This is a genomic window from Saccharothrix sabaoui (assembly GCF_051756985.1).
Classification (GTDB): Bacteria; Actinomycetota; Actinomycetes; order Mycobacteriales; family Pseudonocardiaceae; genus Actinosynnema.
In genome coordinates this window covers 1-23,231 of the sequence record NZ_JBPKJK010000018.1, presented here as the reverse complement: position 1 = coordinate 23,231, position 23,231 = coordinate 1, and the positions used below count along the sequence as shown (strand labels likewise).

The following is a 23,231-nucleotide window of genomic DNA, read 5'->3' as shown; positions in this document are numbered from 1 at the left end:
GATTTACGGCCACCACGGCCCACCGGGCGCGAGGAGCGTGCGGCCGGTGTCGGCGGTGCGGGTGGCGGGCACCCGCCGGTCCTCGCGACCAGGGCGAGCACCATCGTGACGCCCCCGGGAGGCGTCCCGCACGACCGCGCGGGACGCCCCCGTGCCGGCTACACGAACCGCCAGAGGTGGTCGGCGGTGCCGTTGTCGTCCCACAGCACGACCTGCGCGCCGCGCGCCGTGGACGCGCCGGTCACGCCGAGCACCCGGCCGCCGTTGGCGCACTGGACGCGGAAGTACCCGTCGGCGCCGTAGCGCAACCGCCAGCGGTGGTCGGCGGTGCCGTTGTCCGCCCACTGGAGGACCCGCGCGCCGTTGGCGTTGGCCCCGTTCTCCACGCCCAGCACCTTGCCGCTGTGGGAGTTGCGCAGCCGGAAGTAACCGTCGGGGTCCAGCACGGCGGTCCACAGGTGGTCGGCCGTGCCGCTGTCGTCCCACTGCACGACCGCGCCGCCGTCGGCGGTGGACATGTCCTGCACGCCCAGCACCAGCCCGCTGGCGCGGTTCTGCACGCGGCGGGCGCCCGTGGGCACGAACCGCCACCGGTTGTCGGCGCTGCCGTTGTCCGGGTCCTGCACGGCCTGCGCGCCCTGCGCGGTGGAGCCGTTCAGGATGCCGAGCAGCTTGCCGCTGTTCGCGTTGCGCAGCCTGTGCGTGCCGTCGCCGTTGTCGACGACGGTCCAGCGGTGGTCGGCGGTGCCCGTGTCGGACCACTGGAGGACGCGGGCGTTGTCGGCGGTGGACATGTCCTGCACGCCGAGCACCTTGCCGCTGTTCGCGTTGCGCAGCCGGACGTAGGAGCCGTCGACGACCACCGACCAGTCGTGGTCGGCGGTGCCGGTGTCGCCCCACTGCACGGCCAGGCCGCCGTCGGCGGTGGACATGTCCTGCACGCCCAGCACGAGGCCGCTGGCCGCGTTGAACAGCCGGTAGCCGCTCCCGGTGCCACCACCGCCGCCGCCGGTGTTCCAGTAGACGGTGTAGTTGTGGCCGTGCGCGTCGTAGAACGGGCCGAGGTTCACGCTCGCACCGTCCGCCTGCGCGGTGAACGCGAGCGTCGAGGTGCCGGTGCGGGTGACGGACGCGGTGTTCAGCGACGGCAGCCGGGACAGCGCCGCGGCGCCGTAGTTGCCCGACAGCACGACCGGGCCGTACAGGAGCGCGACGACGTTCGGGTTGTCGTTGGCGGGCTGCACGACCACCCGCATCGGCAGCCGGACCGTCACCACGTCACCGGAGGTCCACGACCGGGTGAGGCTCGCGTAGCTGCCGGGCGTGGTGGCGATGCCCTGCGCGACGCCGTTGACGCTGATCGTCGCCCCGCTCGTCCACGCCGGGACGCGCACGCGCATCGTCCACGACCCGCCCGCGTTGCCGGTGACGGTCAGCGTCGTGGTGTCCGACACCGGGAAGGTCGTGCTCTGGGTGACCGTGATGCCGCGCTCCGACCAGTTCAGCACGGACGGCGTGAACAGGTTGACCGTGAGCGTGGTGCCGTCGCGGAAGTAGACCGAGTTCGCCAGCGCCGTGTTGACCTCCAGGGCGGTGCCCTGGCAGCACCAGAACGTGCCGTAGTCGGTGCTCCAGTTGCCGCCGCCCCACGCCGGGCCGGTGTTGCCGCGCCGGTGGCCGGGGTTGAGACCGGTGAAGTAGCAGATGTGCCCGTGCGGGTCGGCCGGGTTCTGCTGCCCGATCAGGTGGTTGAGCAGGGCGCGCTCGTAGAAGTCGAAGTAGGCCGACCGGTTCGGGTCGAGCAGCCACAGCTCGCGGGTCAGCTTGAGCATGTTGTAGGTGTTGCACGCCTCGGCCGTGTCGGTGTTGAGGTAGGCCGCGATGGCGTTGGGCGCGCGGAAGTGCTCGGCCTGGCTGTTGCCGCCGATGACGTAGGTGTGCGCGCCGACGGTGATGTTCCACGCGTTGGTGGCGATGTCGCGGTAGCGGGTGGTGCCGGTGGCCTTGTACTCGCGCGCCGCCCCGATCCACTTGGGCACCTGCGTGTTCGCGTGCAGGCCGTTGAGCCGGTCCTGGTTGGCAGCCAGCGGGTCGAACACGGCGGCGTGGTCGAACCGCTGCGCCGTCGCCAGCCACCGCGCGTCACCGGTCTGCTGGTAGAGGTCGGCGAGCACCGCGTTCATGCCGCCGAACTCGGTGCCCAGCACGCGCTGCATCTGGCTGTAGGACAGCCGGGCGGTGCGCCAGTCCACCCAGCCGGCGAACCGCAGCAGCACGTCGCGGGCCTGCGTGTTGCCGACGTACCGCCACACGTCGAGCAGGCCGGCCAGCGTCTTGTGCAGCGAGTAGTACGACACCGACTTCGGGCTGCCCGCCTCCATCGCGTCGAAGTCGGACTCGGGGAAGCCGGACAGGTAGCCGGCGGTGAACCCGGCCGCGGCGTTGTTCGCCTGGCACTTGGCCAGCTCCGCGACCACGAGGTTGGCCCGGTCGCGGCACGTGGTGTCGCCCAGCACCGCCCACGCCTGGGCCCACGCGCTGAGGAAGTGCCCCTGGCTGTGCGTGCGGAACGGGAAGTTCGGCGCCTCCCAGCCGCCGAGCGCCGCCGCGCCGTTGGTGGGGAGGCGGTGGTTGGCGCGGAAGTTGTAGAGCAGGCGGTTGACGTCGATGAACTTCAGGTAGGACAGCGTGCGGCTCTGGTTGTCCATCCAGCGGCCCGCGGTCAGGCGGACCTGGCCGAGGTCGAAGGCGGACGCCGACACGCCGATGTCGGCCCGGACCGGGGGGACGGTCGCCGCCCCCGCGGTTCCCGGGACCAGGCCGGGCGCGGTGGTCGCGACGGCGGCGACACCCGCGGCCTGCAACAAGCGGCGGCGGCTGAAGGATGAGGACGACATGGGGCTCCCGTGGTCTGCTGCGTCGGGAGACCGCGTCGAACGCGGGGTTCCAGCACGGTGATCGAGGGTGAGCCGCCGAGTCCCGCCGCCCGGGTTCGGCGTGGCACGTTCTCGCGCACTCGTCGCACAGCGTCCCCATCGTCATCGTCGACGTTCGGTGGAGCGGCCTCTGGTGCGCTCCAACCTAGCCACGGCCCGGACGGGCAGTCAACGCTGGGAGCACGGAAATTGTGAGCGCTAACTTTAGCACTTCGGCGCTGCTGGGCCGGCGAACGCCGTTCGAACTGCTCAGCGGTTGTGAACGTGCACAGCAAGGTGCGCAGAGCGTGGTCGTGCTCCGCCCGTGCTCGGGGCGGGTCCCGTCAGCCCTTGAGGCCGTAGAAGCGCACCGCCGAGTTCGGCGCCAGGCCGATCCGCCGGTACACGGGCGCGCCGGCCGCGGTCGCGTGCAGGGTGGCGCGGGTCAGCCCGGTGGCCCGGTGGCCCTCGTGCAGCGCCTTGCGCGTCACCGCCTCGCCGTACCCCTCGCGCTGGTGGTCCGGGTCGGTGGCGACGAGCGCGACGAACAGGCGCCCCTCCGCCTCGACGGCCGCGGCGCACGTCACCGGTACGCCCTCCTTCAGACCCAGGTAGGCGTGGACGCGGTCCTTCCACAACGCGGAGCCGAGCAGCCCGTCACGGCCGTCCTCCAGCGGGAAGCCGTAGGCGCGCGAGTTGAGGTCGGCGTAGTCGCGCAGCTGCTCGTCCGAGGTCACGCGCGCGAACGTCAGGTCGGGGTGCTCCGGCTCGGCGCCGAACACCAGGTCGCCCGCCATGCCGGTGCCGGCGAAGGCGAAGGCGAGACCGGCCCGGTCGGCCGCCGCGTCCAGCCCGGCGCGCGCGTCGTCGGTCAGGAGGTCCTCGAAGAGCCACAGGAAACCGGGGCGCCGCTTCGAGCGCATGACCTCCGCCGCCTCGGCCAGGCGGCGCGCCGCGAGTTCCGCGTCCGCGCCGACCTCGGTCAGCGTGGCGCAGTTCCAGAACGCGAACCGGCTGTCGGCCCAGCGGACGGCGATGCCGGGGAGGTCCCGCACGTCGGCGTCGGGATCGCGGTCGAGGACCATGCCGCGCCAGACCAGCGCGAGCTGCTCCACCGACTCGGTCGAGTCCGCGAGATCCGCCACCGGTGCCCCCTGTCGGTCGTCGAGGAGGCGCATCCTACCGAGCGGGTGATCACCAGCGCGCGACGGAGCGCGGGGAGAACGGCCGCCCCCGTCGCGGTGCGCGCCCGGCTCAGGCGGGGCCCTCCAGGCCCTCGCGGAACCCGGCGGCGGGTCGGGCCGGGCCGAAGTGCGGGCCGGTGCCCAGCTCCGCACCGGCCTCCCGCCACCAGTCCGCCTGCTCCGCCGTGCCGACGCCGTCGACGACGACGGTGACCCCGGCGTCGCGCAGCACGGGCACCACGGCGCGCGCGTAACCGGCGCCGTCCCTGTCCCGCAGGTCCACCAGGCGCGCGGCCACCCGGACCGAGCGGACGCCGAAGTCCTGCGCGGCGGCCAGGTCGTCCGGCCCCAGGCCGAAGTCCTCCAGCGCCGTCCGCACGCCCATCTCGGCCAGCACGCCGAGGTTGTCCGCCACCTCGGGCACCGCGACCACGCCCACCGGCACGCCGACCACCAGCCGGTCCGCCGGCAGGCCGGTGCCGTCCAGGACCCGCACCACCCGGGACACGAGGTCCGCGTCGGACGCCTGGTGCGCGGTCAGGGCGACGGTCAGCGGCGGCGCGGAGCCGTCGCGCCGCCCCCACCACCGGACCTGACCGGCGGCGGTGGCGAGCAGCCACTCGCCCAGCGGCAGGATGAGGCCCGTCCCCTCGGCGAGGCCCACGCACCGCTCGTGCGGGACGTGCCCTTCCGGCCGCGCCCAGTGCAGCACCGCTTCCGCACCCGCGACGACACCGTCGGCCAGCCGCGCCACCGGCCGGTACCGGACGTCGATCTCGCCCTGCTCCCAGGCGCCGGGCATGCCGACGGCCAGCGCGTGCGCGGACCGGTCGGCCATGTCCTGCTCCGGGTCGAACAGCGTCCACTGCCCGCGCCGCCCGCTCTTGGCCCGGCGCAGCGCCTGGTCGGCCGCGCGCAGCAGCTCGGTGTGGTCCTGGTCGCGCGACGAGCCGCGCGCCACGCCGATCGACGCGGACACCGCCAGGCCGTGCCCGTCGACGTACACGGGTTCGGCCAGCTCCCGGTTGACGGCGGCCACGGTGCTGGCGATGTCCGGGGTGCTCGCCGTGTTCTCCACGAGGACGCCGAACTCGTCGCCGTCGAACCGGGCGACCATCGCCTTCTCCAGCGCCAGCAGGGACTGCAACCGCTGCGCGACGTGCACCAGCAGCCGCTCGCCGGCGCGCCACCCGAGGCTGTCGCACACCATGCCGAACGCGTCCAGGTCGAGGTGCAGCAGCGTCACGCCGTGCACCGGGTCGGCGCGGCGCACCGCGCTCTCCAGGTGGCTGCTGAAGAACTGCCGGTTCGGCAGGCCGGTGAGCACGTCGTGCAGCGCCTGCCGGTTCAGCTCGCCCTGGAGCAGCGCCAGCTCGGTGCCGTCCTCGACGACCACCACGAAGTGGCCCGGACCGCCGTCGGCGTCGCGCAGCAGGGAGGCGGTCAGCGAGATCCGGGCGACGTCGCCGTTCCTGCGCAGCAACCGCTGCGACTGCCGGACGCGGTCCTGCCCGCCCTCCTCGACGGCCCGCATCGCGGCGCGCAGCATCCCGACCACCTCCGGGTGCACGAGGTCGAACAGGGTCAGGTCGGCCAGTTCGGCGGCGGTGCGGTCGAGGATGTCGCAGATCGCGCCGTTGGCGCGCACGATCCGCCCGTCCGGGGCGACGATCGCGATGCCGCTCGACGACGACGTGGCCACCTCGTCGAAGCGGGCCTGGCTCTCCCGCAGGTTCCACTTGGCGTCGCGCACGGCCTTGAGCAGCGACAGCTGCATCCGTTCCTGCTGCTCGAACACCGTGCGCCGGTTCGCCACCAGGAACCCGGTGGCCAGCGCGCCGATCGCGAGCGCGATCCGGTCCGCGCGGGCGGCGACCGGCTGGAACTCGGGCAGCGCCGGGAGCCCCTTGCCGAGAACCTCGGCGGTGCAGCGCAGCCCTTCCTCGCCGACGTACCCCAGGGCGACGACGCGTTCGCCGACCCGCTCGACCGCGGCGGCGTCGAACGGGTCGCGGGCCACGGCGGAGCACACGGCGTCGAGCTGGTCGCGCAGTTCCCGGTCCAGCTCCTCCGTGCTCAGCGGGATCACCTCGACGCCGCCGAGCAGGTACGCCCACTTGCGCGCGAGGAGTTCCCGCGCGCGTGCGCCGCCCGGGTCGACCGGCCGGGGTTCGTGGGCGGGGCCTGGCTGCGGCATCGGGTCCTGACCTGCTTCGTCGGGGTCGGTCGCGGTCGTCGGGGTAGGTCGCGGTCGTCGAGGTCCGTCGCGGTCGGTGGGGTCCGTCGAGGTCGGACGCGGGTGGGGCGGGGGTCAGCGCTTCCGGCCGACGCCGCCGTAGATCACCGTGTTCATCTCCGGGGTGTCGGAGACGTCGCCGCGCCGGGTGGGCCGCCACGCCGCGCACCCGACCAGGCCGGGCTCGACCACCTCGAAGTCGCCGAACAGCCGCAGCACCTGCTCGTGCGGGCGCTCGGTGAGCCGGTCGGCGCTGCGGCTCTCCTGGATCAGGTCCGTCACCTCCGCCAGGCGCCGGTCCTGGCCGTCCGCGGTGACGTGGGTGATCGCCAGGTGGCTGCCGGGGACCAGTGCGTCGCGGTACCGCCCCATCAGCTTCCACGGGTCGTCCTCGTCCGGCACCCAGTGCAGCATCATCAGCACCAGCAGGCCGATGGGCCGGTCGAAGTCGAGCGTCCCGCGGGTCTCCGGGTGGTGCAGGACCGAGTCGGGGTCGCGCATGTCGCCCTGCACGACGGTGGCGCGGTCGTTGTCCGCCAGCAGCAGCTCGCTGTGCGCCACCGCGATCGGGTCCTTGTCGACGTACACGACCCGGCACGACGGGTCCTCGGTCTGGGCGACCTCGTGCACGTTGGCCACGGTCGGGATACCGGAACCGATGTCGAGGAACTGCGTGATCCCCTGGCCCACCATGTACCGGATCACCCTGCCGAGGAATGCCCTGTTCACGCGCGCGGCGGAACGCGCGTCCGGCATGACGCGCTCGACGTGGGCGGCCAGTTCGCGGTCCACCGCGAAGTTGTGGGCGCCGCCGAGCAGGTAGTCGTAGGTGCGGGCCATGCTCGGCACGGAAACGTCGACGCCCTGCGGAATCCACTCGCGCTGGGTCACCGCGAACACCCCATTTCATCATCGAGTGCATCATCCTAGCCGCCGACCGGTGGCCCCCATTACCCCGTCGGAGTGGACGAGACCACCCGTTCAGGCGCTGTCCCCCTCACCTGAACGGCTTCTATCGTGGCGCATCCACTTGAATTCGGCGAGGAGCGGACATGCCTGTCCCGGTGGCCCCGGGCCGTCTCCCCCTGCTCGGCCACAGCTTATCGATGTTGCGTCGCCGCCATGAGTTCACCGCATCTTTGCGGAAAAGCGGCGACATCGTGCGGATTGACCTCGGAACGACGCCGGCCTATTTCGTGACAAGTCCTCGACTTGTTCACGAACTGCTGGTCTCGAAGGGTTCGTCGTTCCGGAAAGGCGCGTTGTACGACAAGTTCCGACCGATCTTCGGCAACGGCCTGGCCACGTCCGACGGTGCTTTCCACCGCCGCCAGCGCCGGATGGTGCGGCCCGCGTTCCACGGCGAGCGCCTCGTCCGCCACGCCGAGGTCATGGCCCGCGCGGCGGCCGACCTGACGGCGGCGTGGCGGCCCGGCCAGGTGCGCGCGGTCGAGGAGGACACCCAGGCGCTCGCCGTCACCGTGGTGGGCGAGGCGCTGTTCTCCACCGAGATGGGGCAGCGCGCGGTCGAGGAGGTGCGCCGGTCCATCTTCACCGTGCTCAAGCACGGCATGGTCCGCGCCGTCGCGCCCTCGTTCGTCGAGAAGCTGCCCCTGCGCGGCAACCGGGAGTTCGACGCCGCCACCGGGCGGCTGCGCTCGATCGTGCTCGACGTCGTGCGCGGGTGGCGGGAGGCGGGCACCGACCGCGGCGACCTGCTGTCGGTGCTGCTCCTGGCCCGGGACGCGGACAGCGGCGCGGGCATGTCCGACGAGCAGGTGCACGACGAGGTCATGACGCTGCTCGTCGGCGGCATCGAGACCACCGCGCTGGCGCTGGCCTGGACGTTCCACGAACTCGGCCGGCACCCGGAGGTCGAGCGCCGCGTCCACGCCGAGGTCGACGAGGTGCTGGGCGGGCGCGCACCCACCTTCGCCGACACCGGCCGGCTCACCTACCTCAACCGGGTCGTCAACGAGGTGCTGCGCCTGTACCCGGTCTGGTTCCTGATGCGGCGCACCCTCGTGCCGGTCGAGCTGGGCGGCGTGCGGCTGCCCGAGGGCGCCGAGGTGATCTACAGCCCGCACGCCCTGCACCACGACCCGGCGTCCTTCGAGGACCCGTACCGCTTCGACCCCGACCGCTGGTCGCCCGAGCGCGCCGCGACCGTCCCCAAGGGCGCGTTCGTCCCGTTCGGCGCGGGCTCGCGCCAGTGCGTCGGGAACCTGTTCGCCCGCGCCGAGATCCTCGTCACCGCCGCCACCGTCGCGGCCCGGTGGCGGCTGGTCCCCGTGCCGGGCAGGCCCGTGCGCGTCAAGTTCACGTCCGCCGCCTACCCCAGCGGGATGTTGATGACGGCGGTCCCCCGTGATCCGAGTTGGAGGTAGTCCCCCGTGGGTTGGTCGCGTTTCCGCCGGTTCGGCACCGTCCTGCTGCTCGTCGCCGGGGTCGGCCTCGCACCCGGCACGGCCGGCGCGGCGCAGACCACGTGCGAGGACGTGCGGGTGCCGGTGCGGATCGGCCTGCTGGCGCACTCGGTGCACGGCAGGCTGTGCGTACCGCCCGGCGCGACGACGGTGCAGGTCCTGGTGCCCGGCGGCACGTACACCGGCGCGTACTGGGACATCGGCTACGCCCCGGACAGCAGGTCGTACCGGCAGGCGGTGAACCGGGCCGGCATCGCCACCGTCGCCGTCGACCGGCTCGGCAGCGGGCGCAGTTCGAGGCCGCTGAGCGCGCTGGTCACCGTGTCGTCGCAGGCGAAGGCCGTGCACGAGGTCGTCCGGTCGCTGCGGCCGCGGTTCGACCGGGTGGTGCTCGTCGGTCACTCGATCGGCTCGGCGATCGCCACGACGGTGGCGGTCGCGTACCGCGACGTGGACGGCGTGGTGATCACCGGCCTCACCCACCGGATCAACCTGCCGGGCGCGGTGCCGGTCTTCACCACCCTGGTCCCGACCCTGCTGGACCCGAAGTTCGCCTGGCGCGGCCTGGAACCCGGCTACCTCACCACCACCGCCGGCAGCCGCTACTCGTCGTTCCACACGCCGGGCGCGGTGGACCCGGGCGCCATCGCCTTCGACGAGGCCACCAAGGACGTCGTCACGCCGACGGAGACCGTGGACACCGTCCTGGTCGGCAGCCTCGTCCCGCTGTCGAGGCTGATCACCGTGCCGGTCATGCTCGTGATGGGGAGCGGTGACGGCAACTTCTGCGGCCCGCCGCTCGGCGCGGACTGCTCGTCGGCCGAAGCGCTGCGCGCGTCGGAGGGGCGGTTCTACGCGCCCGAGGCGCGGCTGCGCACGCACGTCGTGCCCGGTTACGGCCACTCGCTCAACTTCTCCGCGAACGCCCCGGACTACCACCGGGCGGTCGTCGAGTGGACGAGGGCGATCGGCTGACCGCCCCGGTAGCCCCCGCACGCGCGGGGGCCACCGGGCCGTGCGGTCAGCGCCGTCCGGTCAGCGCCGCCGCTGCTTGGTGCCGCGCGCGGAGTCGGTGCAGACCTCGCCCACGTCGACCGTCTGGCCCCGGTCGACGAAGACGTCGGTCAGGCCGACCAGCCGCCCGTCGCGGTCGGTGCAGGTGAGGGTGTACGCCTCCTGCACGCCGTAGGTCGGGGGCACCGGGGAGGAGAACTCGACCTTGCCCGCGGCCCAGTCGTCCGGGTTGGCCGGGTCGACCTGGTCGTAGTTCACCAGGACCGCGGTGTACCGGCCGGCGGGCGGGTCGAGCAGGGTGGCGCGCTCGGAGTTCGTGCCGCCCTGCGCCGACTGCGTGACCACCTGGCCCGAGGCGTCGAGGACGAACAGGTCCCAGTCGGTGCGGGTGGACGTCCACGACACCGACACGTCGAACCGGCCGTTGTCCGCCGCGGGCAGCGCCTCGACGGTGAACGGGATGCTCTCGGCCACCGGGTTGCCGGGGAACGAGGTGTTCTCCGCGGGCACGCCGGGCGGGTTCGCCAGCGCGACCGCGGCCTGCGGCGGTGCCTGCGGGTCGCGGCCGTAGCGACCGGCCACGTACGGGCGCGTCGAGGGGTTGACCGACCAGGTGAACCGGCCGCCGGTGGACGCGTAGTTCGACTCGACGGTGTCGGTGACCTGGATCGGCGGCGCGGTGGTGCCGTCCGGCTGCCGCACCGGCGAGGTCGGCGTCCGGAACGTCTTGTGCACCTTCAGCCGGTGGCCGGCGGGCGCGCTGCCGACCAGCGTGGAGTGCGCGGCCGGGTCGGCGGCGTTGGCCAGCATCTCCAGGAACGCGCCCCGGTTGCCGCCCTTGCCCGCGCCCGCCGCGGGCGCCGCGCCGACGTACTCGGCGACGACCGCGTTCTCGAACGGCGGGTGGAAGCCGCCGGGATTGATCTCGAAGGTGAACCCGAAACCGCCGGTGGCCCAGTACGACCAGTCCTCGGTGGTGCCGCTCGTGTCGTACAGGCCCCACGACGGGATGCTGTCGTAGCCGTTGCGCGAGGCCATCCGGTCACCCAGCGCCTGGACGACCGGCTCCTCCAGCGGGGCGCGCACCGCGGCCACGCCCGGCGGGCGCAGCACCAGGTTGCCGTAGGTGTGCAGGGTGATCAGGTTGGTGACCGCCCGCGAGGAGACCAGCGCGCGGACGTTGCGGGTCTCCGGCTCGGAGAACGGCGCGGAACCGCGGAACGTCTCGCTGCTCCACGTGAGGCCCGCGCCCGCGCCGCCCCAGAAGCCGGCGTAGTTGCGGTTCGGGTCGGTGCCGCGCGCGGCACCGCCGGGGTTGGCCTTGCAGACGCCCGTGCGCAGCTGCGGCGGCGAGTCGTCCGCGCGGCAGTTCTTGCGCTTCATCTCGTAGTCGAACCGGGTGAAGTCGCCCTTCGGCTCGGCCTCGCGGGAGACGGAGAAGCCGTCCGCGTTGACGATCGGCACGACGACGTTGCGGGTCTTGACCACCTGCGAGCGGATCGCCTGGTCCCGGTGGTAGCCGTTGACCAGCTCGTGGGCCCACTCCATCGCGTGCTCGCCGGCCGGCCACTCGCGGGCGTGGTGCACGCCCATGAGCAGGTTGACGGGCTTGCCGTCGGCGGCGTTGTCCACGTCCTTGGCGATCTCGACGGCCACCACGTCACGGCCCTCGACGGTCGGCTCGGGCAGCGTGAACGCCCGCACCAGCCGGGGGTTGCCGCGGGCCAGCTCCTTCAGCTCGTACTCGTAGTCGTAGAGGTGCCGGTAGGAGGTGCGGCCGGAGGGCAGGCCCGACGCGCGGCCCCGGGAGGCGTACGCCCGGTCCTGCGCGGCGGCGTCGCGCGAGGTCCTGGACAGGTCGGGGTCCACCGTGGTGTGGGCCAGGCCGCTGGCGCGCAGGGTCTCGCGGTCCGCGTCCCCGGCGAGCACGACCTCGACGCCGGTGGCGTCGCCCTTCTCGGTGAGGTCCAGGTCGAGGCCGAGCAGGGTGTCCTTGTCCTCCTGGCGCGGCGTCTCCACGCGCACGACCTCGGCGCGTTCCGCGGCGGTCGGCGTGCCCTGCGGGGTGAGGGCGAGGAAGTCCACGCCCAGGGTGGCCGTCCGGGCCGGGCCGCCGTACCGGCACGCCTGCACGACGAGCTGCTGCCCGGCGGTCACGAAGCTCTCGGCCAGCTCGCGGCTGCGCAGCGCGGCGGACGCGGCCACGACCGCGCCGGTGGCCCGGTCGAACACGGCGAGGTCCCAGTCGCCCTCGCGGCCCGCGGCCGGCGTCAGGCGCGCCTGGACCAGGCCGACGACGTTCGAGGTGACCTCGCGCCGGTCCACCCCGGCCGTGCCGGGCGGCAGCAGGGCCGCGTGGCACGCCCTCGTCACCGCCTGGTCGGCCCGCACCTCCCTGTCCTGCGCCGACGCCGCGGGGACCGCGACACCGGCGAACGCGAGCCCGACCACGCCGACCGCGACGCCCGCTCGCACGACCGCCGCGGTGGATCTGTGCCTTGACCTCATAGTCGAACTCCGTTCGATCGTCCCACCAGGCGCTCGACGCTAGGGCACGGGAGGTGCGCCGGCCACGGCCGGAAGTAGGCGTCGGCGCCGCGCCGGTCCCGTTCGCGCTGACGAGCCGTTCACGCTTACGAGCGGCGTTCGTCTCTTTCTGCCCATTCGGGCACGGAAGAGGGCGCGGCCTTGCCACTATGGGTGCCGCTCATCGGCGACCACGCGCGTCGCCACGTCGGAAGCCCCCCGGAGGTCTTGTCGTGTCGGCCGAGTTCGACCAGCTCGTCGCCCAGTTCGAGCAGTTCCAGGCCAAGCTGCACCGGGTCGACCAGCAGGTGGCCGGCATCGGTGACATGCAGCGGGAACTGGCCGCGATGGAGGTGGTGGCCACGTCGCCGGACCGCGCGGTGACCGTGGTGGCGGGCCCGTCCGGGGCGATCAAGGACATCCGGCTGGCCGACCACGCGATGCGCCGCCCACCCCAGGCGCTGGCCGCCGCGCTGATGGCGACCCTGCGCCAGGCCGTCGCCGAGGCCGCGCGCCGTCAGGCGGGGATCGTGGAGAACGCGCTCGGCGACGACATGCACCTCACCGACCAGGTGCTGGAGACGCAGGCCGAGCTGTTCGGCGTGACGCCGCAGGAACTGCGCGCCATGACCGAGCAACCCCCCACCGGCCCGCCGCCGGTGGCTCCCCCGCCGCCCGGTCCCCCCGGTCCGCCGCCCGGCCCCCTCGGCCCGCCGCCCGGCCCGTCCGGCCCGCCCGTGGCCGGCCCCGGACCGCACCGGGTGCCGCCCGCACCGCCGACCCGCCCGACCCCGCCGCGCCGCCCCGCGCCGGTCGAGGAGCCGGACGACTTCTCGCAGCGCCGTTTCCTGCGGGACGACGACCGCTCCGCGCCGCCCCCGCCCCCCGCGCGCGACCAGGACGGCCGGTTCCTGAACCTCTACGACGACGAGGACCGGTGACGGTGCCCGATTTCAACGACCAGCGGAGGAGTGCACGGTGAGCGGCGGTTTCGACGTCAGCCCCCAGGAGCTGCGGACGTTCGCCGGCAAGCTCGACGGCCACCGCGCCACCGCCGGCGAGATCGCCGGCCTGGTGGCCAAGGCGGACGTGTCGAACAAGTCGTGGGGCGTCGTCGGCCTGTTCGTGAAGGACAGCTACACGGAGATGCTGAACGACCTGAATGACCTGTTCACCGCCATGCAGGAGGGCCTCCAGTCCGGTTCGGACAAGTTCACGGGCGCGGCGCAGGACTACGACGACCAGGAGGAGGCGGTCAAGCAGCTGCTGAACGGCCTCCAGGTCGAGCTGGACAACCAGTAGGGCGGGGACGAATCCACCATGGCGGAAGTGAAGACCACGGCCGGCGGCGTCGAGATCACCGTCGGCGAGAAGGACACCGGCCAGAAGATGGCGGAGGCCGCCCCCTTCTACGGCAACTACCTCAAGACCGCGGAGGCGCTGGGCAAGGCCCAGGAGAACGGCGGCGCGGAGGTGACCGGCCTGGCCTCCGAGGCGACCGGCCTGATCGGGTCGATCGGCACGTCAGCGCTCGGTATCGCGCTGGACCCGATCGGCTGGCTCGTCGGACAAGGGCTGAACTTCCTGATCAGCGTCGTGCAGCCGCTGGAGGACGCGATCCACTTCGTCAGCGGTGACGGTCCCGCGCTGGCCCAGGCGGCGGAGAACTTCGACGCCATCGCCAAGGGCGTGGCCGAGCTGCGCAAGAAGTTCGACGAGGACCTCCAGAACTCGGTGACCAGCTGGGGCGGGTCCGCTTCGGAGGCGGCCGGCACGAAGCTCGGCGAGTTCGCGAGCGGCATCGACGGCGTCGCCGGTCAGGCCGGCGAGCTGGCCCAGGTGCTCCAGATCTCCAGCATGATCATGACGATCGTCGAGGACTTCATCAAGGCGATCCTCACCGAGCTGATCACCTGGCTGGTCATGATCTGGATACCCGCGCTGGCGGCGGCCGTGCCCAGTTTCGGGGCCTCGACCGCCGCCGCGGGCGCGGCGACCGGCGTGCGGGTCGCCGCCACCGGCAGCCGGGTCGCCCGGATCGTGGCCAGGCTGAAGCAGTTCCTGACCAAGATCCTCGACTTCCTGCGGAACCTGAGCAAGCGGGTCGGGAACGTGAAGACCGCCTTCCAGCGCTCGATGGCCAACAAGCAGATCAGCCACGCCGTCGCGGTCGGCATGCGGGAGGGGAGGCTCCCGGGCAGCAACTCGCCGATGGTGAAGATCTGGGGCAAGGACGGCATGCTCGGCGAGCGGATGCAGGACGGGTTCGGCAAGTCCATGGTGGGTGCGGTCACCGACGCGGCGGCTTCACAGCTGGGGGTCGGCAGGGGCACCAACGCCGGGATCGACAAGCCGATCCGGAACTACGGTTCCGGCCAGAAGGCCGCCGACTACGACGACACGGGCACCGACCAGTCGAAGCAGCAGACCGAGGGGTACCTGGACATCTGATGGAATACGTCCTCGATCTCGCACCGCTCATCGCGATCATCCTCGGACTGCTCGGCCTCGTGTTCTGGTGGCGTTGGCGCAGCAACCGCAAGGAGCAGCGGGAGCACGCCGACGCACTGACCGCGCTCGCGACCACCCTCGGCGGGAGGGTGGTCGGTCCCGACGAAGCCCGCCCGTGGTCGGCCGAACTGCTGCCGCCGATGCAGTCGGACACCGAGGGCTTCATCGGTTGGTTGGGCACGGTCCGGCGGCCCCGCTTCGAAACGGCGCTGGACTTCCAGCGGGGTGGCTGGTCCGTGCGCGTGAGCGAGGCGTCGATGGAGAAGGCCACCTCGGACAGCTCCAACACGTTCTACGAGCACCGGGTCGAGGTGGCGACCTCGCTCCTGCCGGCGATGAAGATCTGCCGACGACTCCACGTCGGCTTCGGCGGCCGACCACTCAGCCCCGCCCAGGCCCAAGCCGCCGGACCGGCCGGCGAACCACCGGTTACGGTCGTGCGCGACCAACTGGACTGGTCGCAGGTCAGGCTGCCGGAACCGGCGAACCACGAGTTCACCGTGTTCTCCACGGACCCGGCCGCCGTGTCCCGCGCCTTCACACCCCAGGTAGCCGAATGGCTGGTCGACGAAGCCGGCCTCAGCCCTTTCGAGGGCCCCATGCCCATCCTGCTGACCTTCGAGGCCGGTTTCGCCTACGCCACGTCGGCCAAGCGCATCGACCCGGACACCATCACCGCCAAGGTCGACATGATCATCGGTCTGCTGGAACGGATGGGCGCGAAACCGGCCCACCCGCCCCAGCACTACGGCGACGACCGGTCGAAGTAACCGACCTGGGACACCTGATGGACTTCGCCGCACGCGTCACACTGCTCATCGCGATCCTTCTGATCCTGTTCGCCCTCATCTACTGGTGGGGTTGGCGTCGGAACCGCCGAAAGCAACGGGAGCACGCCGACGCACTGGCCGCACTCGCAACGACCCTCGGCGGAACGGTGGTCGGTCGGGACCGGGCTCGCGCCTGGACGACCGAACTCCGGCGGCCGATGGAGAGCGAGACCGGCGGCCTGATCAACCTGATGGGCACCGTGCGACGCGCCCGCTTCGAAACCGCACTCGACTTCCAACGAGGCGACTGGTCCGTACGCGTCAGCGAAGCATCCATCGAAAAACACGTGGTCACCGCCAGCAGCACCATCATCTACGAACACCGGATCGAGGTGGCGACCTCGCTCCTGCCGGCGATGAAGATCTGCCGACGACTCCACGTCGGCTTTGGCGGCCGACCGCTCACCCCCGCCCAAGCCCAGGCCGCCGGACCCGCCGGCGAACCACCGGCGACGGCCGTTCGCGACCAACTGGACTGGTTCCCGGTCAGGCTGCCGGAGCCGATGAACCACGAGTTCACCGTGTTCTCCACGGACCCGGCCGCCGTGTCCCGCGCCTTCACACCCCAGGTAGCCGAATGGCTGGTCGACGAAGCCGGCCCCGACCTGTTCCAGGGCCCCATGCCCACCTTGCTGACTTTCGAGTCGGGCTTCGCCTACGCCACGGAAGCGGAGCGGATCGACCCGGACACGATCATCGCCAAGGTCGACACGATCATCGGCCTGCTCGAACGACTGGGCGTAAAACCGGCCCACGCACCCCAGCACTACGGCGACGACCGGTCGAAGCAGCAGACCTAGGGACACCTGATGGACTTCGCCGCGCGCGTCACACTGCTCATCGCGACCCTCCTGGCCCTGTTCGCCCTCATCTACTGGTGGGGTTGGCGTCGGAACCGCCGAAAGCAACGGGAGCACGCCGACGCACTGGCCGCACTCGCAACGACCCTCGGCGGAACGGTGGTCGGTCGGGACCGGGCTCGCGCCTGGACGACCGAACTCCGGCGGCCGATGGAGAGCGAGACCGGCGGCCTGATCAACCTGATGGGCACCGTGCGACGCGCCCGCTTCGAAACCGCACTCGACTTCCAACGAGGCGACTGGTCCGTACGCGTCAGCGAAGCATCCATCGAAAAACACGTGGTCACCGCCAGCAGCACCATCATCTACGAACACCGGATCGAGGTGGCGACCTCGCTCCTGCCGGCGATGAAGATCTGCCGACGACTCCACGTCGGCTTTGGCGGCCGACCGCTCACCCCCGCCCAAGCCCAGGCCGCCGGACCCGCCGGCGAACCACCGGCGACGGCCGTTCGCGACCAACTGGACTGGTTCCCGGTCAGGCTGCCGGAGCCGATGAACCACGAGTTCACCGTGTTCTCCACGGACCCGGCCGCCGTGTCCCGCGCCTTCACACCCCAGGTAGCCGAATGGCTGGTCGACGAAGCCGGCCCCGACCTGTTCCAGGGCCCCATGCCCACCTTGCTGACTTTCGAGTCGGGCTTCGCCTACGCCACGGAAGCGGAGCGGATCGACCCGGACACGATCATCGCCAAGGTCGACACGATCATCGGCCTGCTCGAACGACTGGGCGTAAAACCGGCCCACGCACCCCAGCACTACGGCGACGACCGGTCGAAGCAGCAGACCTAGGGACACCTGATGGACTTCGCCGCGCGCGTCACACTGCTCATCGCGACCCTCCTGGCCCTGTTCGCCCTCATCTACTGGTGGGGTTGGCGTCGGAACCGCCGAAAGCAACGGGAGCACGCCGACGCACTGGCCGCACTCGCAACGACCCTCGGCGGAACGGTGGTCGGTCGGGACCGGGCTCGCGCCTGGACGACCGAACTCCGGCGGCCGATGGAGAGCGAGACCGGCGGCCTGATCAACCTGATGGGCACCGTGCGACGCGCCCGCTTCGAAACCGCACTCGACTTCCAACGAGGCGACTGGTCCGTACGCGTCAGCGAAGCATCCATCGAAAAACACGTGGTCACCGCCAGCAGCACCATCATCTACGAACACCGGATCGAGGTGGCGACCTCGCTCCTGCCGGCGATGAAGATCTGCCGACGACTCCACGTCGGCTTTGGCGGCCGACCGCTCACCCCCGCCCAAGCCCAGGCCACCGGACCGGCCGGCGAAGCACCATCGACAGTCGCGCGTGACCAACTGGACTGGCTGCCGGTCAGGCTGCCGGAACCGGCGAACCACGAGTTCACCGTGTTCTCCACAGACCCGGCCGCCGCGTCCCGCGCCTTCACACCCGAAGTCGCCGAATGGCTGGTCGACGAAGCCGGCCTCAGCCCCTTCCAAGGTCCGATGCCCATCCTGCTGACCTTCGAAGCCGGCTTCGCCTACGCCACATCGGCCAAGCGCATCGACCCGGACACCATCACCGCCAAGGTCGACATGATCATCGGCCTCCTCGAACGACTGGGCGCGAAACCGGCACACCCGCCCGTCATGGCCTGAGGCCACCCGATCCGCCCGGAGGCCCGGCCCGACTCGTCCTGGCAGAGTCCTCACGGTGCCCTTGGACGACCTCCCACCCTGGCTGCCGGGCTGGTGCGCCGACCGGTTGGGGAACGAGCCGGTCGCTGTGCTGTTCGAGCTGCGGCAGATGTCGGCGGTGTTCGGGCTGCGGCTGGCAGGCGGGCACGAGGTCGTGGTGAAGGCGCGGGAGGACGGTGGTCGGGCCGCGTCGTGCGTCGCCGCGCAGGCGCGGTTGGCGGAACGGGGCTTCCCGTGCCCCCGGCCGCTCACACCGGCGGTGCGCGTGGGCGCGTTGGCCGTGCACGCCGAGGAGTTCCGGCCCGGCGGCGACCTGCTGCGCGGTGACTCGCCGGACGTCGCGGCCCGCTGCGCGGAGGTGTTCGCCCGGCTGGTGGGCGGGCTGGCCGACGTGACCGTCCCGCCGCCGCTGCCGAACCCGCGCTGGGTGCGGTGGGACCACACCGGGCCTGACCTGTGGCCCGCGATCCGCGAGCTGGACGAACGGGACCAGGACGCCGTGCCCGGGTACGTCGTCGACACCGCCGCCCGGGTCCGCGCGCGGTTGCGGGCCGCCGACCTGCCGTGCGTGCTGGGGCACGCCGACTTCGAGGCGCAGAACCTCCGCCGGCGCGGCGGTGAGGTGTGGGCCGTGCACGACTGGGACAGCCTGGCGTGGCAGCCGGAGGCGGCCCTGGTGGGCGCGGCGGCCGGGACGTTCGCCGGCGCCTCGCCGCCGACCCTGGCCCCGGTCGACAGCTCCGCCGCGTTCCTGGCCGCCTACCAGGACTTCCGCGGGCGCCGGTTCAGCGCCGAGGAGCAGGAGGTCGCGTGGGCGGCCGGTCTCTGGCTCGCCGCGCACAACGCCCGTTGGGAGGCCGTGCACCGCAACGCCCCGGTGTCCTGCGACGCCGTCCGCGCGCAGGCCGCCGAACGCCTCCGCCTGGCGAACGCCTGACCGACGATGCCGCCGTTGCGATCGAGGCGATGCCCTGGAACGTCGTGAACAGCACGATCCCGATCCGCTCCGGTGGGCCCGTCAACGTGGTGATCAACAATTTCGAACTCCAGTTCGGGACCGACCACCCGGCGCACTTCGCGCTCACCGGTGATCGCCACCGCCGCGCACCCCGACGCGGGACGTCGAGGTGGCGCGCCGGCTGTGGCAGGTCTCCGAGGACCTGACCGGGGTCACCTTCCCCGGTCCGCGCTCCTGACCGGCTGACCCGCGACGCGAGCCGGTCGTCGGTCACCGGTCGTTGGATCGGCGTTGGCGCGGCGTTGGCGACGATCACTTGACTCCCCGGGTCAGGCGTCCACCCCCGGAGACCCGTCCCGGCTCGACACCCAGCGCTCTGAGGAAGGTCCGGCTCCATGGCAACAGGCACCGCCGCGATGACTCCCGTGCACGCGCTCAAGAGGAGGGCGGCCCCGGGCGACGTCGACCAGCGGATCGAGGCGATCGGCAAGGCGGCGGAAGCCGAGCCGCAGTCCGTGGTGGGCATGCCCACCGGTGCCCAGGTCGCCGACGACCCGTTCGCGACCCTGCGGGGCGTCGCCGGCTGGGCGGTCGACTACGTGGCCTTCCTGCGGGAACCGGTCGACCAGTTGCAGGGCGACCCGCAGGGCGTGCGGGCCACGGCGGACGCGATCCGCGCCGCCGCCGAGCGGATGCGCGACCTGGCCGGCACCCAGCGCGAGACGCTGGCCAAGCCCCAGGGGTGGACCGGCAAGGCCGCGGACGCCTACCAGGGCAGCATGGACACCCTCGGCGAGGAGCTGGGTTCGGTGGCCGGCGCGGTCGCCGCGAAGGGCGTGGTCGTCGAGCACACCGGCGCGATGGTGCAGGCGCTGCGCGAGGCCCTGCTCTACAGCATCGGCCAGTACTCCGACTCGCTGGTGCCGGGCGCGATCACCGCCTACACCTTCGCCCCGGCCACCTTCGGCGCGTCCCTCGCGGTGTTCCTGGGTTCGGTGGTGACCAGCGCGAGCCAGCTCGGCGCGAGCATCGCGGCCAAGATGGACGACCTGAACGCGGCCCTGACCCGCCAGGTCGACCGCATCAAGCAGCTTGACGACATCGCCGACGAGGTCGGCCGGAACTGGGAGCGCTTCGCGGCCGCCGCGGGCGGGGAGACGGGCACGACGGTGGCCCGCACCGCGTCCGTGCGGTTGGCGAGCGCGGGCGAGGAACCCCAGGCCACCGCACAGGCCCTGCGGCCCGTGCAGGCCCAGCGGATGGTCGCGGTCGAGGAGTCCGAAGCACTGCGTCCCACGGCCTACACGGCGGCGGAACGCCCAGCGGAAGCCCAGCGCGTGGTCGCCGCCCAGCAGTACGAGGCACTGCGCCCCACCGCTTACACGGCGGCGGAACCGCTCCAGGCACGCCAGGCGGTGCAGGCAGAGCCGATGATGCAAGCCCGTCAGGCCGTCCAGGCCGTCCAGGCCGTCCAGGCCGTCCAGGCCGTCCAGGCCGTCCAGGCCGAGCCGATGATGCAGGCGCGCCAGGCCGTGCAAGCCGTCCAGGCGGAGCCGATGATGCGGGGCTACGCCGTGCAGGGCGAACAGCTCCAGGCGAGCCGAGTGGAAGCACCCGTCTACCGCGAGGCGCAGCCGATGATGCAGGCGACGCGCGTGGAGGCCGTGGAGGCCACCGTCCAGCACGAGGCGCAGCCGATGGTGCAGGCGACGCGCCCCGTCGAACCCGTCACCCACTACCGCGCCGCCGAGTACGTGGAGGCGCGTGAGGCGACGGTCCGCAGGGTCGCGGAGACCGAGTAGGCGAAGGCGGTCCTCGCGACCGCCCGGCCGAGAAGCTCCCCGCCCTTCCACTTCCCTGCGTTCCACGGAGGCAACGCCATGGTCACCGACCTGTCCCCCACCACGATCGTCACGCCCCCTCCCGGCCCTGGCGGCGAGTCGGGCTTCACGATGGAGCAGTCCGGCATGGACGCGCTCCAGCAGCAGGCCGACCAGCTGCGCACCGGGTATGAAGAGGTGTCGTCGAAGCTGTCCGGCCAGTCGCTGGCGGGCAACGCGTTCGGCACCGCCGGGGCGTTCGCCGTCGAGGCGTTCAACGCCTCCAACGGCAGGTCGATCGAGCTGACGGGCAGGGCCGCCTCGGCGCTGGGCCTCATCGGCGAGGGCCTGAGGGCCACCGCGCAGACCCAGCAGCAGGCCGACCACGCCGGCGGCGAGCAGTTCGCCAAGCTCGAACCCGCCCAGATCGCCGAGAAGCCGCAGGGCGCGCCCGCCGACAGCCCCGGCGGCACCGCGGCTCCCCAGGGCCCGCCGGTCACGCCGGTCCAGGACGTGCCCGGCGGTCCCGCCGGTTCCGGAGGAGGCGGCGGCGTCCCGACTCCCGAAGGCCCGCCGGTCTCGCCGACGGGTCAGGTCCCGGGCGCGGACGGCACCACGCACGCCTCGAAGTCCACCGGCCCGGAGGCCCAGACCGCGCAGGGCACCCTGCCCACGGGCCAGGGCGGCGGTGCGCCGACCGGCCAGGCGGCCACGCTCCCCACCGGTCAGATGCCCCCGACGCCGACGCCGACGATCCCGAACACGCCGGGCGCGCCCACCGCCGCAGCCCCGACGAAGCCGTCCGTCCCCGGCAACACACCCACCACCCCCGGCGGCAGCACGGCGGGAGAGGCCCGAACCGCCGCCACGCCCGCGCAGACCGCCACATCCCCCACTCCGGCACCGGTCCCCGCCTTCCCGGAAATCCCCGACCCGCCCGCCGTCCCCACCGGCAACGGCGGCAGCAACACCGGCGGCGGTGGCGGCGCGGCCCTGGCGGACGCCCTCAAGCCCACCCCCACGACCGGCGGCACCACCCCCTCGGCAGGCACCACACCGCCGCCGACGCCTCCCATCCCGGAGGTGCCGAAGGACTTGTTCACACAGCCCACGATCCCCGACCTCGCCACGGGCAACTCCGGCTCGGGCCCATTGGGCGGCAGCGCGACCTCACCGGCAGGCGGCATGACGCCACCGCCGACGCCTCCGATCCCCGAAGTCCCGAAGGAATTGTTCACACAGCCCACAATCCCCGACCTCGGCACCGGCGGCGGTTCGGCCTCGACTGGCGGCGGCTCGGGCTCGACCGGCGGCGGCTCCGGCCCGTTGGGCGGTAGTACGACCTCACCGGCAGGCGGCATGATGCCCCCTCCGACGCCTCCGATTCCGGAGGTGCCGAAGGACTTGTTCACACAACCCACGATCCCCGACCTCGGCAGCGGCAGCGGCTCGATCGGTGGCGGCTCCGCAGGTTCGGGCGGTGGTGGGACTTCGCCGGCCGGCGGCATGACGCCGCCTCCGACGCCGCCCATCCCCGTGGTGCCGAAGGACTTGTTCACACAGCCCACAATTCCCGACCTCGGCAGCGGCAGCGGCACCGGCAGCGGCTCGACCGGTGGCTCGGACAACCCTGGTCCCCGTCCGGGCGAGCAGTCGCCCGGGGAGCAGGGTGGGCGCGGCGACCGCGACCAGCACGACCGTGAGCACGGGGGTCGTGACCGCGAGGGACGTGACCAGGACGGTCGCGACCGTGAAGGCCGCGAGGGTCGTGAAGGCCGGGAGCGCGGCGACGGCGAGCACGAAGACGGCAGCGGCAGCGGCGCGGGTGGTGGCGGCGGCGCGGGTGGGCACGAGGGGCGGTCGGAGCGGGAGCTGCACGGGTTCCCCGTCACCTCGGTGGACGGCGAGCCCTGCCTCGACCTGCGCGACCTCCCTACCGAGGAGGGCGAGCGCTGGCAGGAGAAGATCCGCGACATCCTCGCCACCAGGGGCGAGGGGTCCTTCTTCTGGGCCGGCGACACCATCGACGCCCAGGGCCGGCGGCACTCGCTCATGGACCTCGCCGAGTTCATGACCAACCTGGACGTGCGCGACGAGCCCGGCCGGCCGGACCGGGAGGCGCGGGACACCTCGGACACCGTCGCGGCCAGCCCGGCCCGCAGCGCGAGCGGTGACGTGTACCTCGTGGTCGGCCCCAACCGCGCCGACGGCGGCCCGGTCGCGCTGGCGGACTTCCCGACGCTCCAGGCGAACCCCCGCGTCGAGCGGGTGTTCGCGATCGACGCCGTCACCGGG

At 72.7% G+C, this 23,231-nt stretch carries 16 protein-coding genes and 1 pseudogene; 12 read left to right on the top strand and 5 right to left on the bottom strand.

What is annotated here, in order from left to right; all coding sequences use genetic code 11:
- Positions 1–158: 158 nt before the first annotated feature.
- The 4 genes from ACR807_RS08240 to ACR807_RS08225 all read right to left on the bottom strand — a co-directional run bounded on the left by ACR807_RS08240 (position 159) and on the right by ACR807_RS08225 (position 7,226).
- Positions 159–2,897 (bottom strand): beta-L-arabinofuranosidase domain-containing protein, encoded by a 2,739-nt coding sequence (locus ACR807_RS08240; RefSeq protein WP_438920611.1) that lies wholly within the window; start codon positions 2,895–2,897, stop codon positions 159–161.
- Between the two features lie 362 nt (positions 2,898–3,259).
- Positions 3,260–4,060, bottom strand: a complete 801-nt coding sequence (locus tag ACR807_RS08235) for a GNAT family N-acetyltransferase (RefSeq protein WP_438920610.1) — start codon at positions 4,058–4,060, stop codon at positions 3,260–3,262.
- A gap of 109 nt (positions 4,061–4,169) precedes the next feature.
- A complete protein-coding gene (locus ACR807_RS08230; protein WP_438920609.1) occupies positions 4,170–6,296 on the bottom strand; it encodes a putative bifunctional diguanylate cyclase/phosphodiesterase in 2,127 nt (708 codons plus the stop codon).
- A 114-nt stretch (positions 6,297–6,410) separates the two neighbouring features.
- Entirely contained in the window at positions 6,411–7,226 is an 816-nt protein-coding gene (locus ACR807_RS08225; protein ID WP_438920608.1) for an SAM-dependent methyltransferase, read from the bottom strand.
- A 161-nt stretch (positions 7,227–7,387) separates the two neighbouring features.
- Here ACR807_RS08225 and ACR807_RS08220 point away from each other — a divergent pair, with 161 nt between their 5' ends.
- On the top strand, positions 7,388–8,722 hold the full coding sequence (locus ACR807_RS08220; RefSeq protein WP_438920607.1) for a cytochrome P450: 1,335 nt from the start codon (positions 7,388–7,390) through the stop codon (positions 8,720–8,722).
- A gap of 6 nt (positions 8,723–8,728) precedes the next feature.
- Positions 8,729–9,736 (top strand): alpha/beta hydrolase, encoded by a 1,008-nt coding sequence (locus ACR807_RS08215; protein WP_438920606.1) that lies wholly within the window; start codon positions 8,729–8,731, stop codon positions 9,734–9,736.
- A gap of 60 nt (positions 9,737–9,796) precedes the next feature.
- Here the strand turns inward: ACR807_RS08215 and ACR807_RS08210 are convergent, their stop codons facing one another.
- Positions 9,797–12,283 (bottom strand): M14 family zinc carboxypeptidase, encoded by a 2,487-nt coding sequence (locus ACR807_RS08210; protein WP_438920605.1) that lies wholly within the window; start codon positions 12,281–12,283, stop codon positions 9,797–9,799.
- A gap of 251 nt (positions 12,284–12,534) precedes the next feature.
- On the opposite strand from ACR807_RS08210, the gene ACR807_RS08205 reads away from it, so the two are divergent.
- From ACR807_RS08205 to ACR807_RS08160, 10 genes and pseudogenes are all read left to right on the top strand, one after another.
- Positions 12,535–13,242, top strand: a complete 708-nt coding sequence (locus ACR807_RS08205; RefSeq protein ID WP_438920604.1) for a YbaB/EbfC family nucleoid-associated protein — start codon at positions 12,535–12,537, stop codon at positions 13,240–13,242.
- Positions 13,243–13,279: 37 nt separating this feature from the next.
- Positions 13,280–13,603, top strand: a complete 324-nt coding sequence (locus tag ACR807_RS08200) for a WXG100 family type VII secretion target (protein WP_438920603.1) — start codon at positions 13,280–13,282, stop codon at positions 13,601–13,603.
- Between the two features lie 18 nt (positions 13,604–13,621).
- Entirely contained in the window at positions 13,622–14,752 is a 1,131-nt protein-coding gene (locus tag ACR807_RS08195) for a WXG100 family type VII secretion target (RefSeq protein ID WP_438920602.1), read from the top strand.
- Positions 14,752–15,582 (top strand): hypothetical protein, encoded by an 831-nt coding sequence (locus ACR807_RS08190; protein WP_438920601.1) that lies wholly within the window; start codon positions 14,752–14,754, stop codon positions 15,580–15,582. The genes ACR807_RS08195 and ACR807_RS08190 overlap by 1 nt, the downstream gene beginning before the upstream one ends.
- Positions 15,583–15,599: 17 nt before the next feature.
- Positions 15,600–16,442, top strand: coding sequence for a hypothetical protein (locus tag ACR807_RS08185; RefSeq protein WP_438920600.1), 843 nt, complete (start codon positions 15,600–15,602; stop codon positions 16,440–16,442).
- Positions 16,443–16,451: 9 nt separating this feature from the next.
- Positions 16,452–17,294, top strand: coding sequence for a hypothetical protein (locus ACR807_RS08180; protein WP_438920599.1), 843 nt, complete (start codon positions 16,452–16,454; stop codon positions 17,292–17,294).
- 9 nt (positions 17,295–17,303) lie between these two features.
- The gene (locus ACR807_RS08175) at positions 17,304–18,119 is read left to right on the top strand and encodes a hypothetical protein (protein ID WP_438920598.1); all 816 of its coding nucleotides are present in this window, start codon (positions 17,304–17,306) and stop codon (positions 18,117–18,119) included.
- Between the two features lie 55 nt (positions 18,120–18,174).
- Positions 18,175–19,095 (top strand): aminoglycoside phosphotransferase/kinase family protein, encoded by a 921-nt coding sequence (locus ACR807_RS08170; RefSeq protein WP_438920597.1) that lies wholly within the window; start codon positions 18,175–18,177, stop codon positions 19,093–19,095.
- A 416-nt stretch (positions 19,096–19,511) separates the two neighbouring features.
- The gene (locus ACR807_RS08165; protein WP_438920596.1) at positions 19,512–20,918 is read left to right on the top strand and encodes a hypothetical protein; all 1,407 of its coding nucleotides are present in this window, start codon (positions 19,512–19,514) and stop codon (positions 20,916–20,918) included.
- A gap of 78 nt (positions 20,919–20,996) precedes the next feature.
- Positions 20,997–23,231 (top strand): annotated as a pseudogene (locus ACR807_RS08160) (hypothetical protein); the annotation flags it as partial.

What these genes read in the sequence shown, in the direction of transcription:
- ACR807_RS08240 (WP_438920611.1), bottom strand. Translation starts at nt 2,897, where the DNA reads ATGTCGTCCTCATCCTTCAGCCGCCGCCGCTTGTTGCAGGCCGCGGGT.
- ACR807_RS08230 (WP_438920609.1), bottom strand. Translation starts at nt 6,296, where the DNA reads ATGCCGCAGCCAGGCCCCGCCCACGAACCCCGGCCGGTCGACCCGGGC.
- ACR807_RS08220 (WP_438920607.1), top strand. Translation starts at nt 7,388, where the DNA reads ATGCCTGTCCCGGTGGCCCCGGGCCGTCTCCCCCTGCTCGGCCACAGC.
- ACR807_RS08210 (WP_438920605.1), bottom strand. Translation starts at nt 12,283, where the DNA reads ATGAGGTCAAGGCACAGATCCACCGCGGCGGTCGTGCGAGCGGGCGTC.
- ACR807_RS08195 (WP_438920602.1), top strand. Translation starts at nt 13,622, where the DNA reads ATGGCGGAAGTGAAGACCACGGCCGGCGGCGTCGAGATCACCGTCGGC.
- ACR807_RS08190 (WP_438920601.1), top strand. Translation starts at nt 14,752, where the DNA reads ATGGAATACGTCCTCGATCTCGCACCGCTCATCGCGATCATCCTCGGA.
- ACR807_RS08185 (WP_438920600.1), top strand. Translation starts at nt 15,600, where the DNA reads ATGGACTTCGCCGCACGCGTCACACTGCTCATCGCGATCCTTCTGATC.
- ACR807_RS08180 (WP_438920599.1), top strand. Translation starts at nt 16,452, where the DNA reads ATGGACTTCGCCGCGCGCGTCACACTGCTCATCGCGACCCTCCTGGCC.
- ACR807_RS08175 (WP_438920598.1), top strand. Translation starts at nt 17,304, where the DNA reads ATGGACTTCGCCGCGCGCGTCACACTGCTCATCGCGACCCTCCTGGCC.
- ACR807_RS08165 (WP_438920596.1), top strand. Translation starts at nt 19,512, where the DNA reads ATGGCAACAGGCACCGCCGCGATGACTCCCGTGCACGCGCTCAAGAGG.